Genomic DNA, 16,028 nt, shown 5'->3' with positions numbered 1-16,028 from the left:
TTTGAAAGTGCAAAGCAACGAATTTCATGGAGCTTGCTGTTAGTAGCTTAGATTTACCCTCTTAGAAAACCCTGCCCTTTATGGCGGGGATGATATAAATAAAGTTTTAGTTCCTTATAGAAAGGGCGGGGTTAAAGCCCCGTCCTTTCCAACGGGGTTTACTTTATCAGAAACTCTATTTCTGAAATCAGATCTTCCTTTCTCCATTCAGTGCCCAAGAAATATTTTCTCAAAATACCATTCTGGTCAATCAAAGATACTACAATATTATGCTCAAATATTCCGTTAGACGCCTCCCGATAATATATGTTAAATGCCCGACTGAGGTTTGCAATAGTCTGAGGGTCTCCAGATGCAAACCTGAAGAAAGTATAATCCACATCATATTGAGAAGCATATTCTTTTAGCCTATCCGGTGTATCCCATGATGGATCGAAGCTGATTAATATAAATATGACTCTATTAAAACCTCTATTAATCAATAAATCTTTAGTTCTAACAAGTTTTTCGGTTACTGAAGGACACATTGAAGGCACATTGCAGCGAGTATATATAAAAGCAAGACACAAAATATTCCCCTTAAGATCAGAGATAAAGAATTCACGACCATCCTGATCCTTAAGAATTGCATCAGGAATCAAATCACCTGGTTTCAGGGCATAAAAGGATTTCGAATGATAAATCCCCCGAATTATTAAAATGCCAAAGCTTATAATCAGACCGATAAAAAGTATGTAAATTGCCTTCTTCATTCTTCTTCCTCCCATGGCTGTAAAGTTAGAAGATAAGCAATAATAGCATCTATATCAGAATCTGATAACAGTTGTTCCCATGAGGGCATCAATAGCGGTGGCATCGGTCCCTCAGGATCTTTCTTTCCAGGGAGACTTCCTTTTTTAATAACATCGCGGATTGCTTTATATTGAGCCAGTACAACATTATAACGTGGAACAGGAAGCTCTGAAATTTTCTCTAAATCGATCCCCCTCTCGAGTAATTTCACAATTTCATCTGCATCTTCCTTATCAAATAACATCATCCTTTCAGATAAAATATTTAAAGCAGGAATAACATTTTTCACATAGTTCCAGTTTTGAATACCGCCTTCTCCATTTAATCCATGGCAGGTGAAACAGCCTTTTTGACGATATAACCATTTCCCGTATTCAACTGGTCTTGCATCAGGTGGAGGAGGTTTTTCAAGCCAGTACTTCCCAAAATTTAAACTTTTTGACGGTAAAGATTGGTTTGATTGAGTATCCCTGCCAAGCACAACTATTTCTCCTCGCATCCCGAAGTGAGGTCCACCGCACATTGTAGTACAGTAGTATTCAAAAATACCTACTTTTTCTGGTATTACTTTTATCTCAACTACTTGGCCTGGATATACATCTACAGGTCCTATACCAAGTCCAGGAGAATAAAAAGCATGAATTACATCAGCGCTCTTTAAACGTAGTATTATTTCCTGTCCTACCTGCAATACCGGTCGTGCTGGAGAATATTTCCGATACCAGTAGTTCCCCCCACGAACCTCCTCATCAGTCCATACTCCTTCCTCAAATACACCGGTAATGGTTATAACTCTATTTCCCTTTTGGAAATATCTTTTTACAGATTCAGATTCATATGACAATGGAAATAAAATACTTCCAATGATGCATAATACAACTACAAGAATTGCAAGAAACTCCACTATTTTCTCTCTTTTATCTTTCATTGCTTTACCCTGCATATAACCTCAGGAAAAACAAAACAATTCCTGTGAGAAGTATTGCCACAGGTGCAAAACCTCTTATTGCCTCTGAACGGCTGCTGTAAAGTTGTAAAGCATGGATGTATCCTTTTTTAAGGGAATAATACAACCCGATGAGAAGCAAAGAAACCTGGATGTATGGAGTCCAGTGAGGAATAACTGGAGTCCACTTAATATTTGCAGTTCCGAATAGATTCCATCCCCACCCAAATGGGTCCGAAAGAACCATCAGTATATATGAACCATTAACCAGGATAAGAGGAAAGCTGAATGCTATCCAAGCAAGAAGACCCAGAGGAACAAGGGGATAGGCAAAATTGAGAAACATTTCTTTAAATGAAGGAGTATTTGAACCTGAGAGCTTCCTTCCTGTATAAACAGCAAGATAATAGATACCGGGCATCAAAAGCAGTGCTGATATCCACAACATTATTCCATAGGCAATAAACCCAGCCAAGTCCCATTTCTCGGTTATGTTAGCCCAATCTTTAAAAAAAGACCATGGGCCTAAATAAATAAGGGAGTAAGCTATAGCCAGTGTTAGCATAATAAAAGCCTTCCATGCCTCATCATATCCCTTAAGCTTCGTATCTGATGCAAATGGCCTCAAGTTTATTGTCATATTATCGTAGGGGCATGTTTTAAAACATTCCATACAGAGACCACAATAGTTGTTCCGGTCCAGCTTACTCGGATAAAGCATCCAGGGGCATCCCCAACCCTTGTCATTTCCTGCAAGACATCCTTTATCCTTACATCTCACGCATACATCATAATCTTTAGATCGAACTTCAACCATAGAAGTCATAGAATAAAGACTTAGAAATCCACTAACAGGACACACATAATTGCAAAAAGCCCGCTGTCGGTAAATCTGGTGCATAACTGTAGCAATTAAAAAGAGAGACCCCAGCACAAATACGCTTACGATCGGGCGAGTCAGGAACAGAGCACTGAATGTACATAGAGCTAAAAATCCTATATTTTGAATCCAGATGTTTGAGAGGACTTTTGGCCATCGAAGGTTTAAACCAAAGTACCGATTCCTTCCAACTGTTATACCAGGTCCTTCTTTCTTTTTAGGGTCAATGCCACGGGCACGTATTAGAGCTCTCCTCTGTAACCATTCTCCAAAAAAGGGAAACGGACAGACTGTACACCAGATACGGGAAAAAAATGGAACCATTAAACTGATTAGAAGAAACCACCAGAGAATCCAGACAAAAATGATTATAATATTTCGATTCCCCACAGGACTTCCGAATGTTCCAGCAGTAAGGAAAAATAAAAATAAAAAAAGGTTGGGTAAGATTACTGCGAATTGAAACCATCGACGTTGACACAACCATTTTAAAGCTGGAATTTTTTTAAAAAGATCAATCCGCATGTTTTATTCACCATTGACATTACCGGAATTCTCCCTCTTCAAAAGGGCTATAAAAAATCCTCCTATAAGGATACCTATCGCAAGCCCAAAACTTGTGGGCAGCAATCGATTTGGCCTTACTATCAATTCACCTAACATGAATGGATGCATATATCCGCATGTCTGAGAACATCTGTAACGGAATTTTCCTTCGCGCTCAGCAATAAACACAACTTCCTCCACATTTTTAGATTTCCCCGGCTGACTTGGTTTATGCAATTCAACTTTAGATTGCAATGGAGTGATAATAACATCAAGGTCATATCCTTCAAGGTAGAAACCATGAATTACATCCTCGGATATAAATCGTAGCCTTATAAGGTCACCACGGTTAACTCTTATAATTTCAGGGTTATAACCATATCTAAAAGCGCGGATAGTGATATCCCTCTTTTTAGGATTTAAATTCATGTTTCCTGCAAAAAATCCTATAAGGCCTGAAACTATTACAATTAAAATGAAAATTAGAATTTGAATTATCCGGTTGCGCATGATTATATCTTTATTGACATTTCCTTTTTATAACTCGATCAATAGTTTTGTCTCCGTTTCTGCTTCTATTTTCACCTCATATTGCTTCTCAAGCTGTCTTGGCTTAAATCGTTCATGCCAGACTTTCAGCTTCCAGGTTCCTGGCGGAATATTGGGAATTTTAAAATTTCCTTCGGGATCTGTTATCGAAAAGAATGGTGTCTTAACAACTATTATATACGCAACCATCTCAGGATGAAGAGAACAAAGTTGGGTATATGCTCCAGAATTCTTGAATGTATAACTTCGCTTCAGTCCTTTACCCCACGTACCTAAATCATACTTTTCTCCATCGGGAGAGAATACATTATGCTCCATGTCATCACTGTTGAGAAAATTAACCGTTGTACCTGCAAGGATTGGAAGAATTCGAGGTATAAATTCCTTTCCTTTTTGATCCATTTCAACTGGCTTTTTTGGAGGGTCGAACTTCATCCCTGTTATTTCTTCGATATAAACCACTGCTGGATATTTATTTACATATTTATATTTTATAGTTCCAGCTACTGTACCTCCTTTTTCTTCTCCCGAAACAGTTAAAATAATGCTATGCAGTAATAAAATTGAAAGAAATATCTTTATAGATTTCTTCATCATGTTCCTCCTCATTAATAAATAATTTATTCAATTTATTTTTTTCTTAAAAAATCTTTTGGATTTCACTAAATTTAAAAAATTTTCCTGATTAAAACCCAAAGACTAGGCGCACATTAAATATATCGGTTTTACCAACTCCCTTGGTATAGAGAGTAGCTTCTGTAATTAACCTTATGTTTGCTCTGATCGTCCAGCTAAGTCCCACAATTACATTAGTCTGATCAATATCGGTGACACGATAGTCTGTAGGTTCATCAAGCTCTAAGGACTCATATCTTGCCTCTGCAATAAGCCATGGAAATATATAATAATTAGCCTCAACAAACCATGTTCTTGAATCCACACTCTGAGCGCTCAATCTACCATATGGGTCCTTATTTTCTCCTATGAGATATCCTCCTGATAGATGTAGATTCTGATAGTTCCAGCGTGCGCCTATTCCATACCGGTTAAAACTATCCTTAACTTCACCAATCACATGGGCTCTACCGAAATAGGCAAAAGCAGCCAGTTCAAATGAATTATCTATCCAGAAACCTGTTGGCTTCACACCTATTGCCTCTTTGGTAGCCTCTTCCGTTGGAGCTGAGCGATCGAAAGGTGTTCCTCCTAATTTAAAACGTATTGTTCCATAACTATCAAAGCCTCCTTCAGGGTCAACCAATCCTGCACTGTAATAAAAACCACTACCTAAAATTCCATTAATTTCAAATCCTGGCTTTCCACCTCTTAATCTAAACCTGTTCTCACTTCCTGGCATACGCCAGTTATTATAAAGATAATGGGTTTTACTTAATCTCAGATGGTCAAAAGCAACTGGTAAAGGATTAATTTCAAAAGAGCCTATTCTAAAATTAACAGTTCTTCTATCAGAATTGAATACATTGTAGAAGCCAACCCAGGCTTCTGCTTCCACCTCTCCCTCTTCGATCTCTACTTCTGCAAAAAAAGGAACATCGTCTCCCATTGTGCCAGCCATGAAAATTTCAACCTCATGGGGAAATTCCAGCTCCATTTCTTTTTCCTCTCCTTCCAACGGTTGATTCACATCTGACATGATAAAAGCAGATAGAGGAAAAGAACCTGGTATGGCTCCAGGCCATATTGCGTCCGGCCAGACTTTCTTCCAAGGAGTTGCTCCTAAAGAAACAGGCTTTTCCTTTAAGTACTCTTCATCCCCTTCAGGAATCTGATACCCATTGAGTCGAAAACTCTCTCCGAAAGCTGTAAGTTTGGGAATAGCCACATGACAGGTGGAACAACTTGTCTCATATTTCCTGGAAAATGTGGGAAGAGCTTGAACTAATTGAGAAAAACAAATAATAAACAAAAGAATCAATACAATCGAAATACTGGATTTTTTCATTTCATCTCCTTTCAATTGAATTGAAATTATCAAAAAACTCTTGATAATTTTCTTTTAATCGCAATATTTTTAATAAATCAATGATTGTCATTTCTTGAGCTTCCATAAAACTATATGCAAAAATCATTCCAATACTTTGAGCTATCCTTTATATGAGCGAAATCCCTTGTAAATAATGGAAGAACAGTAAATTAAAAAATTGAAGGAGATACTTAAATAAAGTTTGATTTTTTAAAAAAATAAGAAAAGATTAACTAAGAAATTACAAAAAATTAATTTAATTTATTAATTATCAATAATATACAAAAATTCACAAATTTGTGACTTAATTCCCAAAAATATGAATTTTAACATTATTTAGTATCTTTAAAGATCTGGATCATCTGAGAATGGATTTTTCCATTGGAAGCCAAGACTTCTTTAGAATACATATCAATTTCACTACCATTGAAATCAGAAACCATTCCATCTGCTTCTTTCACTATAAGAATTCCTGCTGCGACATCCCATGGAGAGAGCTTTATCTCCCAGTATCCATCGAACCTTCCACATCCCACATAGCACATATCAAGGGCAGCTGAACCACATCTTCTTATAGCCTGAGCTCTTAAAGCGAACTTTGAGAAATAATTTAAATTATTTTCATCACTCTCTCTTATGTCATATGGAAATCCTGTTGCAAGAAGACTTTCACTCAGTGAAGAAACAGAAGAAACTTTAATTCTCGAGCCATTAAGATAAGCGCCTTTTCCTTTTTCTGCCCAGAAAAGTTCATCGAGAATCGGATTGTAAACAACTCCTAAAACAATTTCTTTATTTTCTTCAAGGGCAATGGAAACAGAAAAAATAGGAAAATTATGGGCATAGTTTGTGGTTCCATCTAAAGGGTCAATTATCCATCTAAAATTAGAAGAGGAATTTTCTTCAAGGTTCTCTTCTGATAAAATCCCATGCTCAGGGAAATTTCTGTTAATTTCTTTTTTTGTAAAATCCTGGGAGACAAAATCAGCTTCTGTAACTAAATTTACAGCGCCTTTATAATCAACATCCTCAACTTTTCCAAATCTTTCTTTTAGTATTAATCCTGCTTCTTTAGCTATTCTTTTTCCAAACTCTAAATAACTTTCTATCATTTCAACCACTTCTTAAACCATTCGTGTAGAGTTTTCCACCAGAGCTCAGCATTCTGAGGTTTTGTAACAAAGTGCCCCTCATCAGGAAAATATACAAGTTTTGAAGGAACCCCCATCCTCTGAAGGGAGGTATACATCTGCAAGCCTTCTGTTACAGGAACCCTAAAATCAAGTTCTCCATGGATTACAAGTGTGGGAGTCTTAAAGTTTTTAACATAATTATGGGGAGAGAATTTCTCATACATTTCTTTATTTGTCCATGGAGTTCCTTTAAATTCCCATTCAGGAAACCACAACTCTTCAGTTGATCCATACTTGCTGATTAAATTAAAAACTCCTGCATGACTCACAAGACATCTGAATCTATCAGTATGTCCTGCAGTCCAATTTATCATGTATCCTCCATAGGAAGCTCCTGCTGCAGCAATGCGATTTTTATCTATGAAAGGATATTTGTTGAGAACATAGTCAAGTCCTTTCATCAAATCTTCAAAGGGTTTCCCTCCCCAATCTCCACTTATGGAATCTGTAAATTTCTGCCCATATCCTGTGCTTCCATGAAAGTTAACCATAACAACTACATAGCCTGAAGAGGCAAACATCTGAGCATTCCATCGATAATGAAATTCATCACCAAAAGCTCCCTGGGGTCCTCCATGGATAAGATAGATCATCGGATATTCTTTATTTGGCTCAAACTTTGGAGGCTTTAACAGAAATCCATGAACATTATCTCCTCCTGCTCCCTTAAACCAGAACTCTTCTAAAGAATTCATTTCAAGTTTTGAAAGTATCTCTTTATTAACATCGGTAATCTGAATTAAATTTTTCCCATCTGCATCACATGTATATACATCACTGGGATGATTGATACTCTGTCTTGTAAAAACTAAATTTTTCCCATCAGGAGAAATATTTAGGTTTCCGTTTGTGCTTTTCTCAGAGATTTTTGTAACATTTCCATCAGGAATACTTATTCTAAAAATCGATTCATATCCTTGATCCTCACATGTAGTGTAGATAAATTTTCCATCGGGTGACCAGACTATCGAGCCTATAGAGCTATCAAAATTCTCAGTTAAGTTTAAAACTTTTCCAGTTTTTCTTTCATAAAGCATCAATCGATATCTGTCAGCTTCAAAGCCTGGCCTTTGCATTGCCCTGTAGGCAATATACCTTCCATCAGGAGAATAAACAGGTTGATTATCATTTGCTTTATTTTCAGTTATTTTTTTGGGCTCACCCCCTTGTACTGGAATTAGGAAAATGTCGTTATTAGTGCTAATGGCAATAACAGGGTCTCTGTTTGAAACAAAAGCTATTTCTTTTCCGTCTGGAGAAAAAGCATAATCTGAACCACTTCCAAGGTCCAGTGGTGGAACATCATAATCACCTGGCGTTAAATCTTTTAATTCACTCCCATCTGAATTTACGATAAAAAGATGGCTTCTTTTATCATGGGTCCAGTGGTTCCAATAACGGAAAAACAACCTCTCTGTAATTATAGCTTTTACCTTGCTCTTTTCCTTTTCCTCTTCTTTTTTCTTATTGCATTCATCATCCTTGCATCCAGGGTAAACTTCTGAAGAAAACAAAAAATACTTTCCATCCGTAGAAATCACCTGTCCTGAGACTCCAGTTGATATATTTGTTATCTTCTTGGGCTCCCCTCCTTTTAAAGAAATCAACCATATCTGAGGTACTCCATCTCTTGTGGAAACAAATGAAAGTGAACTCCCATCAGGCATCCATTCAGGATTGTAATCAGCTTTTTCGTTGTATGTGAGTCGAATTGTTTCTTTACCATCGACTGATACAATGTATATATCACTATTGCTTGTGTTTTTCTCTTTATCAAAAACCGTAAGAACATATGCAACCCACTTTTCATCAGGAGAAATTCTGGGGTCAACCAATCTCTTTATCTTTATGAAGTCATCGAACGTAATCGGCTTTAAACCATCTGAATAAACAGGAAATATTATAATTATAAGAAATAAAAATAAAGGTATATATTTTTTCATTTCCTCTCCTTTTTAAGTCTCAATATTAAAAAAATATTTTATCATAAAGTTACCTCTCTCTCGTTAATCCCAGTAGGACTTGATTCTGAAATCAGAGAATTCTCCCCTGTACTCTTCCCATTCTACTTCTACATCAGTTACAATTGCCAAAGGAGGGCCTTTCTTCAAAGATTCAACGAAATTTTTTAAATTCTCCTCTTCTCCCTCAGCTACAACCTCAACCCTTCCATCAGACATATTTCTAACCCATCCTTTAACACTCAATGGATAGGCTTCCCTTCTTGCAAAATCCCGAAAAAATACTCCCTGAACCCTTCCTTCAACATAAGCATGTATTCTTCTTTTCATCTCAAATTCCTTCTAATTAAATAAAATATATATTTTAAATTAATAGGTCAACCGTCTTTTGAGCGATATATCGATAGATATATTAATATTCATTAAACAGTAAATTCCGAACATTAAACATATATTAACGAGCAGGAAGGGTGATGGAGAAACCGAAGGTTCCTGAAAACCGTCACGAATGCGGAGAGGGCGAGGAGATGGTCGAGCTCTTCTAAAAAATTTGGAAATCATTTAAATTTAGAAAAGCCCCGGGGAAAGAAAGATAAGAACCGTTCCTATTATTCCTGCAAGCATACCGTAGATTATAGCTGGAAGAATATTTTTCTTGATTACCGAACCTTCCTTCCCAATTATGCCAACAGTTGCACAAACAGCAACAACATTATGCACACATATCATGTTCCCAACAGCTCCACCAACAACCTGTTCTCCAACTATGATGGTTCTTGATAATCCAAGCACATAGGCTGTTGCATACTGAAACCCTGAGAACATAATATTAGAAACAGTGTTGCTGCCAGCAATGTAAGCTCCAAGAATACCAATAAATGGAGCAAAGATTGAATATGCTTTTCCTGTTAAAGTGGCAACTCCTTTTGCAATCATAATAACCATTGAATCTAATTTATATGGATTATTACCTGAGAGAATCATAACTTGAGATAGAGCAACTGCAAAAAGTAGAGCTATTGAGGCAGGAGCAATTCTTTTTATTGTAGTACTCCATGCCTTTTTGATCTGTTTTCCTCGCATCCTGAAGAAAAGATGACTTAAAAGAACAATAATTATAAAGTAAAGACCAGGGTTATTTAACAATTTTATCGACTGGGCAATGTCTGTGCCGAATATATCCCTCAAGGTAATAACAAGATTGTTTTCCACAAAGCTTTTAATACCAGGAATTGTTCTGGTTATAATTAGAGATAATGCAACAAGGATATATGGAAGGAATGAAACACCAATGCTGATGCGAGGTTTAATTTTACTCTCTTCCATTGTATTCTTTCTATCCTCCATTTCTTTAAATCCATAGATTTTCTTATATTTAAATGCCCCGAGTTTTAAAAGAACAGCATATATAAAAAGTCCTGCAAGAGAGCCAAGGAGTGAAGGAAGTTCTGATCCAATGAAAATAGCTATTAAAGTATAGGGAACAGTGAAGACCAGGCCAGCTATAAATATTGATGGAAGCGCTTCTTTAAACTCCTCTCTTTTCCCATTTGTCCATTTTATGAAGAAGTAGAGAGCCATAAGAGGAAGGAATGTACCGATAATTCCATGAATAATTCCAACATACTTTCCAATTATATGATGAATCCAGAAATTATATTCAAGACCCATCGCAGAAAGGTGTTGCTGTATTTCCGGTGTTTTTAAGGTCCAGCCAACGCCACCCCAGATTGGAATTCCTACACATCCAAAGGAGACAGGAGTGGAATTAAAGATAAGAACAAGAGGAGCTGCAACCATCGCAGGAAAGCCAATTCCTAAAAGGAGAGGCCCAACTACTGCACCAGGCGTTCCAAATCCTGCTGCGCCTTCAAAAAATGCTGCCAGCAGCCATGCCAAATTTGCTTGAATTCTTCTGTCCTTGCTCAATCCCATAACTGACTCTGTAACTATTTTGATTGCTCCGCTTTCGAGCATGTCATAGTAGAGAAGAACTGCTCCAAAAATTATAATTAAGATATCAACTGAAACAATGAATCCCTTAAATGTAGCACCTAAAATCCAGTTCCATGGCATCCTCCAGAATATAACTGCAAGAACTACTGCAACAAGCCACCCAAGAGGCATTGCCTTCATGGCAGACCATGCATACCTGACCATTAAAATGAGAACAACCAGGATTGGAATTAATCCTATTAAAGCACTTATTGCTAAAGGTAGATGCATTCTTCCTCTTCCTTAAATAATTAACTAATACACACGCACAAATATTTGTTACATTTTATTTTTACCCCTCACCCCCGAATCAACCCATGAAACAAGTTCAGGGCAAGGTTCGGGGCAAGCTTTAATCCTCTCCCCTTATGGGAGAGGGAAGGATGAGGGGGTAGAAATATATTAAAATTAAATACATTCTCATTAAATCACATTATTATGTTTCAAAAAAATTAATATTAAAGAATATTAGTATCAATTGCAAATTAAGAAGGCAATCGTCTTCTGAGCGAAGGAGATGGTTGACCTCTTAATTTAAATTAGTGTTTTGGTGTTACTCTTTTTGCTCACATTTTTAAAATATCAAAATTGACTTTATTAATTTTCAATGATATAAATTTAAACATCATATTTTTTTAAGCAATATTATTTTAAATAATTATCTTTATGAAAAAGACTTTTTCTAAATCAAAGAATTCTTTAAAACTTACTGACAATTCCAGAATTGCAATAATTGGTGGAGGTCCTGCTGGTGCATTTTTTGCATTTTATCTATTAAAACTGGCTCGAGAAAAGAAATTGAATTTATCCGTAGAAATCTACGAGGGAAAATATTTCTCTCGGAGTGGTCCACCTGGTTGTAACTACTGCGCAGGGGTAATATCAGAAACGCTTATAGAAAAAATGGAAAAAATTGGAATTGCTCTCCCCCAAGAGATTGCCCAATCCAGAGTAGAAGGATATTACATGAAAACAATTAAAGGAGGACTGCTCCTTACCCATCCTCTGAAAAGAAATAAAATCGCCACTGTTTTTAGGGGAAATGGGCCTCTTTTTTCCAACATTACTAAGAATATTAGCTTTGATGATTTCCTCTTAAGAGAAGCAACGAAAATGGGCGCGAAGGTTTACTATGAAAGAGTAAATTCCATAGAGATTCCACCAAACCTGGAGAGTAAGACAATTTTGAGAGTTGGAAATAACAACAAATACGTAGAAGCTGATTTAGTGGTTGGTGCTTTCGGCCTAAATACCAATTTAATGGAAAAGATGAAAAATATGGGCTTTGGATATAAACCTCCAAAAACTCTAAAAACATTTCAAACTGAAATAAAACTTGATTCAGAGTTTATAAAACAAAAATTTGGAAATAATATTTATATCTTCAACATGGGAATTGACAATCTAAGATTTGTGGCAATTGTCCCCAAAGGAGAATTTCTAACGTTAACTCTTGTGGGAAAAAAAGATGTTACTTTTTCGCAATTGAAGAAATTCTTAAATTTTCCCCACATGAAGGAAATGTTACCCGAGAACTGGTCTTTTCCCTTGCAACACTGTCACTGCCTACCAAGAATAGCTACAACTCCAGCCAAAAAGCCATATACCAATCGATTAGTCATAATAGGAGATGCCAGTTGCTCAAGATATTACAAAAATGGAATAGAGTCCGCTCTTATCACAGCAAGTCTGGCAGCAGAAGCAGCGATTAACTATGGAATATCCGAAGAGAATTTCAAACATGAATATTACAAAAAAGCAAAAAAGATAATAGTTGATAATTACTACGGAAGATTGCTCTTTTATTTCAATGATTTCATTTCCAGATTTGCATTTGTAGTGGAGAGTCACCTACGAATAGGTCTTTCTAAAGGGTATACATCTACTCTCTTAAAAAATATTCTCTGGAATATGTTCACTGGAAATATAGAGTACAAAAGAATTTTCTTCAGAACCCTGAACCCTGTTCTACAAATCTCAATGCTTTCATCTATTTTTTTGACCATCTGGATAAATTTAAAAAGGAGGCTTTTTGAGAGAAATAAAACAATTATTGATAAGAATTTATCAAAAAAAATTCCTCTAACCTTGAGTTATAGAAAGATGAGCTCTGAAAAAAATCTTAAGTCTCTGAAAAATGGTTCAGTTGTTGTAATAATCGGCGGAGGCCCAGCAGGATGCGGATGTGCCATTGCATTAAAAAAACTCTCTCGAATGCATGGAAAAAATATAGAAGTGGTTATTTATGAAGGAAAAATATTTGAAGGAGAAAGACAATTTAATCAATGTGCAGGAGTTCTTTCTCCTCCAATAAAAGAAATTTTAGAAAAAGAACTTAATATAGATTTTCCCCATAATCTGGTCCAGAGAACAATTGTGGGATATATTCTTCATTCTGATTTAAACAGTATTCTCTTGGATGGCCAGAGCGAGCCCTCTTATGCTATCAGGAGAATAAAATTCGATGAATTTTTGTTAAATCAAGCAGCTAAATTGGGAATAAAAGTTATAAATGCTCGAATGGTGGATCTGGAATTTCTCTCTGACAAAGTTATAGTTTACAGCGAAAATGGCAATACTAAAGCTGATATGGTTGTAGGTGCCTTCGGGCTGGATGATGGAAGTGCTAAAATTTTTGAAAGAGTCACCCCTTACCGACAACCAAGATTTTTAAGTTCGATTGTTACCAAAGTGCACCCAGGACAGGAATTTATGGATAAATTTGGAAATAGAATACATGCCTTTCTTCCCTCGTTTAAAGAAATTGAGTTCGGTGCTATAACTCCAAAAGGAAATCATCTTACAATAAACATTGCTGGAGAAAGAATAACTTCTGATTCAATGGATAAATTTCTCGATTACCTTCCTGTAAAAGAAGAACTCCCTCCAGGGATAGAGACTCTAAAAGAAAAGATGGATTATTTCAAGGGAAAATTCCCCATCTCAACCGCTCAAGGTATGTTTGGCGATAGGTATGTAATAATAGGAGATGCAGCAGGACTCATAAGACCTTTCAAAGGCAAGGGTGTGAATGCAGGGATAATAACAGGTATTAAAGCAGCATATACTATGATAGAAGTAGGAATATCAAAGGGGGCTTTTCAAAAATTTTATGAAAGCTGTGACGATGTTCTTGAAGACCTTCCCTATGGAAGATTGGTCAGAAGGTTGGCTATTTTATTCAGCAACTTCAAATTGATGCCATCAATTTTAGAAAAAGCAAAAAATGATGCTAAACTGAAAGAAGCCTTATTTGATTGTGTTTCTGCTAACAGAAACTATAAAGAAATATGGAGAAATACTATTAGCTTCAAAACCATTCTGGAAATATTAGGAGCAATAGGAAATTCTTTTCTGAATAAAACTTCTTCGTAAATGTATAAAAAAATGGTAATAATATAATGAAAAATTTACATTTTGAGGAGACTTGATGAAAAATAAAATTTTTATTTTTTTTATTTTTACGTTAATACCTTTTTCATTAATCTTTTCCCACGATTTCTGGCTTGTTCTTAAATCATACAATTTACCAGCTGGAAAAAACATTACTGTTTACTGCAACACTGGAGATAAATTTCCAGAAAGTGAAGCACCGATATCTCCTGACAGAATAGAAAGATGCTCATTAATTAACTCTGGTGAAAAAATTGAGATTAAGGAATTTAGAAAAACTGAAAAATCGCTTCTATTTGATATCTTAACAAATCAAGAAGGAACATATCTAATTGAACTGATATTGAAACCACTTTTTATAAAACTAAGTGCAAAAGATTTTAATTATTATTTAGAACATAAGGGTTTAACAGAAATTATTAAATTACGAAAGTTAAAAGGATTGGATGATAAAGAAGGAAAAGAGGAATATTCAAAATATGCTAAAGCCATTATACAAATCGGGGATAAAAAAAGTGAAATTTTTAAGGAGATTTTAGGACATGAAATTGAGATCATTCCGGAATTAAATCCATATAATTTAAAATCAGGAGATATATTGCCGATTAAGATATTTTATGATGGAAAACCTTTGCCTTCTGCTTCTATCTCTTATGGAAATTCTGAAGAACTGGGAAAAATATATAAAACACAAACTGATAGCGAAGGAAATGCAAAAATCGACTTAACTTCTTCGGGAATCTGGTATATTCATACCATACATATGATTCCCTCTTTAAAAACTCCTGAAATTGAGTGGGAAAGTTTCTGGGCAACATTAACATTCGAAATCTTATAATTTAATCGATTAATTTTAATTCTTTTCCTTTACGCTTTCCTTACTAATACAAAAGCAATAAATAATTTGTAGGGCAACCCTTCAGAGCCTGCCCCGAACCTTGCCCTGAACTTGTTTCATGAGTTGATTCGGGTGTTGCTTAATGCAAGGCTAAAGCCATGCCCTCCATGTTAATTTATTTAATTCGTTTGTATTAAATATAAAAATAAGGACGCCAAAACCTCCATTTTGAATAATTTTAAAAATGATATAAAATATACAAAACTGAAAAAAAGATATGAAAAATATAAATGTTTTAAAAAAATTTCCGTTATTCTCAAATCTTGCAGAAGATGAATTGAAAAGCATAATGCTTCTTACCTCAGAGAGAGATTATCCTAAAGGAAGCATCATTATATATCAAGGAGATCCGGGAACTACCTTTTATATTATTCTAAAGGGGAAAGTAAACATTGTTCTAAAGGGAAAGAGAGGCAAAGAAATCATAATAGACACTTTAAGCGAAGGCGATTTCTTCGGAGAAATGGCTCTTTTTGATGATCAAACAAGATCTGCCACTGTTGTAGCTGCTGAAAACTCAAAGTTTTTAGTCCTTACGAGGAACACTTTTTTATCCCATCTTAAAAAACATTCAGAAATATCCATCCATCTTCTAAAGGAAATGCTCAGAAGATTGAGAAAAGCTGATGAAAAGATAGGGGACTTAGCTCTTTTTAATGTCCATAATCGTTTAATTCATTTTCTATTAAACTTATCTAAAACGAGTGGAATCTCTACTAAAGATGGAATCATTATAAAAGAAGTTCCTTCCCAGCAACAAATTACATATTCCGATGAATCTGGCCACTGATTCTGATTGAAACCGGCCACCTGTCGGAGCGAAGTGACGCTGAATTTTCATTATACCTCAGAGTGGCTGGATTGAGTCAAGGATGACTTTCTTTTCCTCAT

The 16,028-nt window shown here is 35.7% G+C and carries 13 protein-coding genes; 3 read left to right on the top strand and 10 right to left on the bottom strand.

Going from position 1 to position 16,028, the window contains the following annotated elements; genetic code table 11:
• Positions 1-158: 158 nt before the first annotated feature.
• The 10 genes from AB1410_11605 to AB1410_11560 all read right to left on the bottom strand — a co-directional run bounded on the left by AB1410_11605 (position 159) and on the right by AB1410_11560 (position 11,077).
• Positions 159-752 (bottom strand): SCO family protein, encoded by a 594-nt coding sequence (locus tag AB1410_11605; GenBank protein ID MEW6457345.1) that lies wholly within the window; start codon positions 750-752, stop codon positions 159-161.
• Positions 749-1,720 carry a c-type cytochrome gene (locus AB1410_11600; GenBank protein MEW6457344.1) on the bottom strand — a complete coding sequence of 324 codons (972 nt, stop codon included), beginning with the start codon at positions 1,718-1,720 and terminating at the stop codon, positions 749-751. Before AB1410_11600 ends, AB1410_11605 begins: the two co-directional genes overlap by 4 nt.
• Before the next feature lie 4 nt (positions 1,721-1,724).
• On the bottom strand, positions 1,725-3,143 hold the full coding sequence (locus AB1410_11595; GenBank protein ID MEW6457343.1) for a 4Fe-4S binding protein: 1,419 nt from the start codon (positions 3,141-3,143) through the stop codon (positions 1,725-1,727).
• A 3-nt stretch (positions 3,144-3,146) separates the two neighbouring features.
• Positions 3,147-3,674 carry a hypothetical protein gene (locus AB1410_11590; protein MEW6457342.1) on the bottom strand — a complete coding sequence of 176 codons (528 nt, stop codon included), beginning with the start codon at positions 3,672-3,674 and terminating at the stop codon, positions 3,147-3,149.
• A gap of 27 nt (positions 3,675-3,701) precedes the next feature.
• Positions 3,702-4,307 (bottom strand): carboxypeptidase regulatory-like domain-containing protein, encoded by a 606-nt coding sequence (locus AB1410_11585; protein MEW6457341.1) that lies wholly within the window; start codon positions 4,305-4,307, stop codon positions 3,702-3,704.
• Positions 4,308-4,398: 91 nt separating this feature from the next.
• A complete protein-coding gene (locus tag AB1410_11580) occupies positions 4,399-5,676 on the bottom strand; it encodes a hypothetical protein (protein ID MEW6457340.1) in 1,278 nt (425 codons plus the stop codon).
• 353 nt (positions 5,677-6,029) lie between these two features.
• Positions 6,030-6,809, bottom strand: a complete 780-nt coding sequence (locus AB1410_11575) for an inositol monophosphatase family protein (GenBank protein ID MEW6457339.1) — start codon at positions 6,807-6,809, stop codon at positions 6,030-6,032.
• Positions 6,806-8,833, bottom strand: a complete 2,028-nt coding sequence (locus tag AB1410_11570) for a S9 family peptidase (protein ID MEW6457338.1) — start codon at positions 8,831-8,833, stop codon at positions 6,806-6,808. Before AB1410_11570 ends, AB1410_11575 begins: the two co-directional genes overlap by 4 nt.
• A 63-nt stretch (positions 8,834-8,896) precedes the next feature.
• The gene (locus tag AB1410_11565) at positions 8,897-9,181 is read right to left on the bottom strand and encodes an acylphosphatase (protein ID MEW6457337.1); all 285 of its coding nucleotides are present in this window, start codon (positions 9,179-9,181) and stop codon (positions 8,897-8,899) included.
• A gap of 237 nt (positions 9,182-9,418) precedes the next feature.
• Positions 9,419-11,077 (bottom strand): L-lactate permease, encoded by a 1,659-nt coding sequence (locus tag AB1410_11560; protein ID MEW6457336.1) that lies wholly within the window; start codon positions 11,075-11,077, stop codon positions 9,419-9,421.
• Positions 11,078-11,512: 435 nt separating this feature from the next.
• Here AB1410_11560 and AB1410_11555 point away from each other — a divergent pair, with 435 nt between their 5' ends.
• The 3 genes from AB1410_11555 (at position 11,513) to AB1410_11545 (ending at position 15,927) form a co-directional block, all read left to right on the top strand.
• Complete coding sequence (locus tag AB1410_11555; protein MEW6457335.1) at positions 11,513-14,221, top strand: hypothetical protein; 2,709 nt, start codon at positions 11,513-11,515, stop codon at positions 14,219-14,221.
• A 55-nt stretch (positions 14,222-14,276) separates the two neighbouring features.
• A complete protein-coding gene (locus AB1410_11550; GenBank protein MEW6457334.1) occupies positions 14,277-15,077 on the top strand; it encodes a DUF4198 domain-containing protein in 801 nt (266 codons plus the stop codon).
• A 277-nt stretch (positions 15,078-15,354) separates the two neighbouring features.
• Positions 15,355-15,927: a Crp/Fnr family transcriptional regulator gene (locus AB1410_11545; protein ID MEW6457333.1), complete on the top strand. Its 573-nt coding sequence runs from the start codon at positions 15,355-15,357 to the stop codon at positions 15,925-15,927.
• Positions 15,928-16,028 lie beyond the last annotated feature (101 nt).

The organism is Acidobacteriota bacterium (assembly GCA_040756905.1).
In the GTDB taxonomy this organism is placed as follows: domain Bacteria; phylum Acidobacteriota; class Aminicenantia; order JBFLYD01; family JBFLYD01; genus JBFLYD01.
Note: the sequence above shows the minus strand (reverse complement) of the source record. Positions and strands in the feature narration are given on the sequence as shown.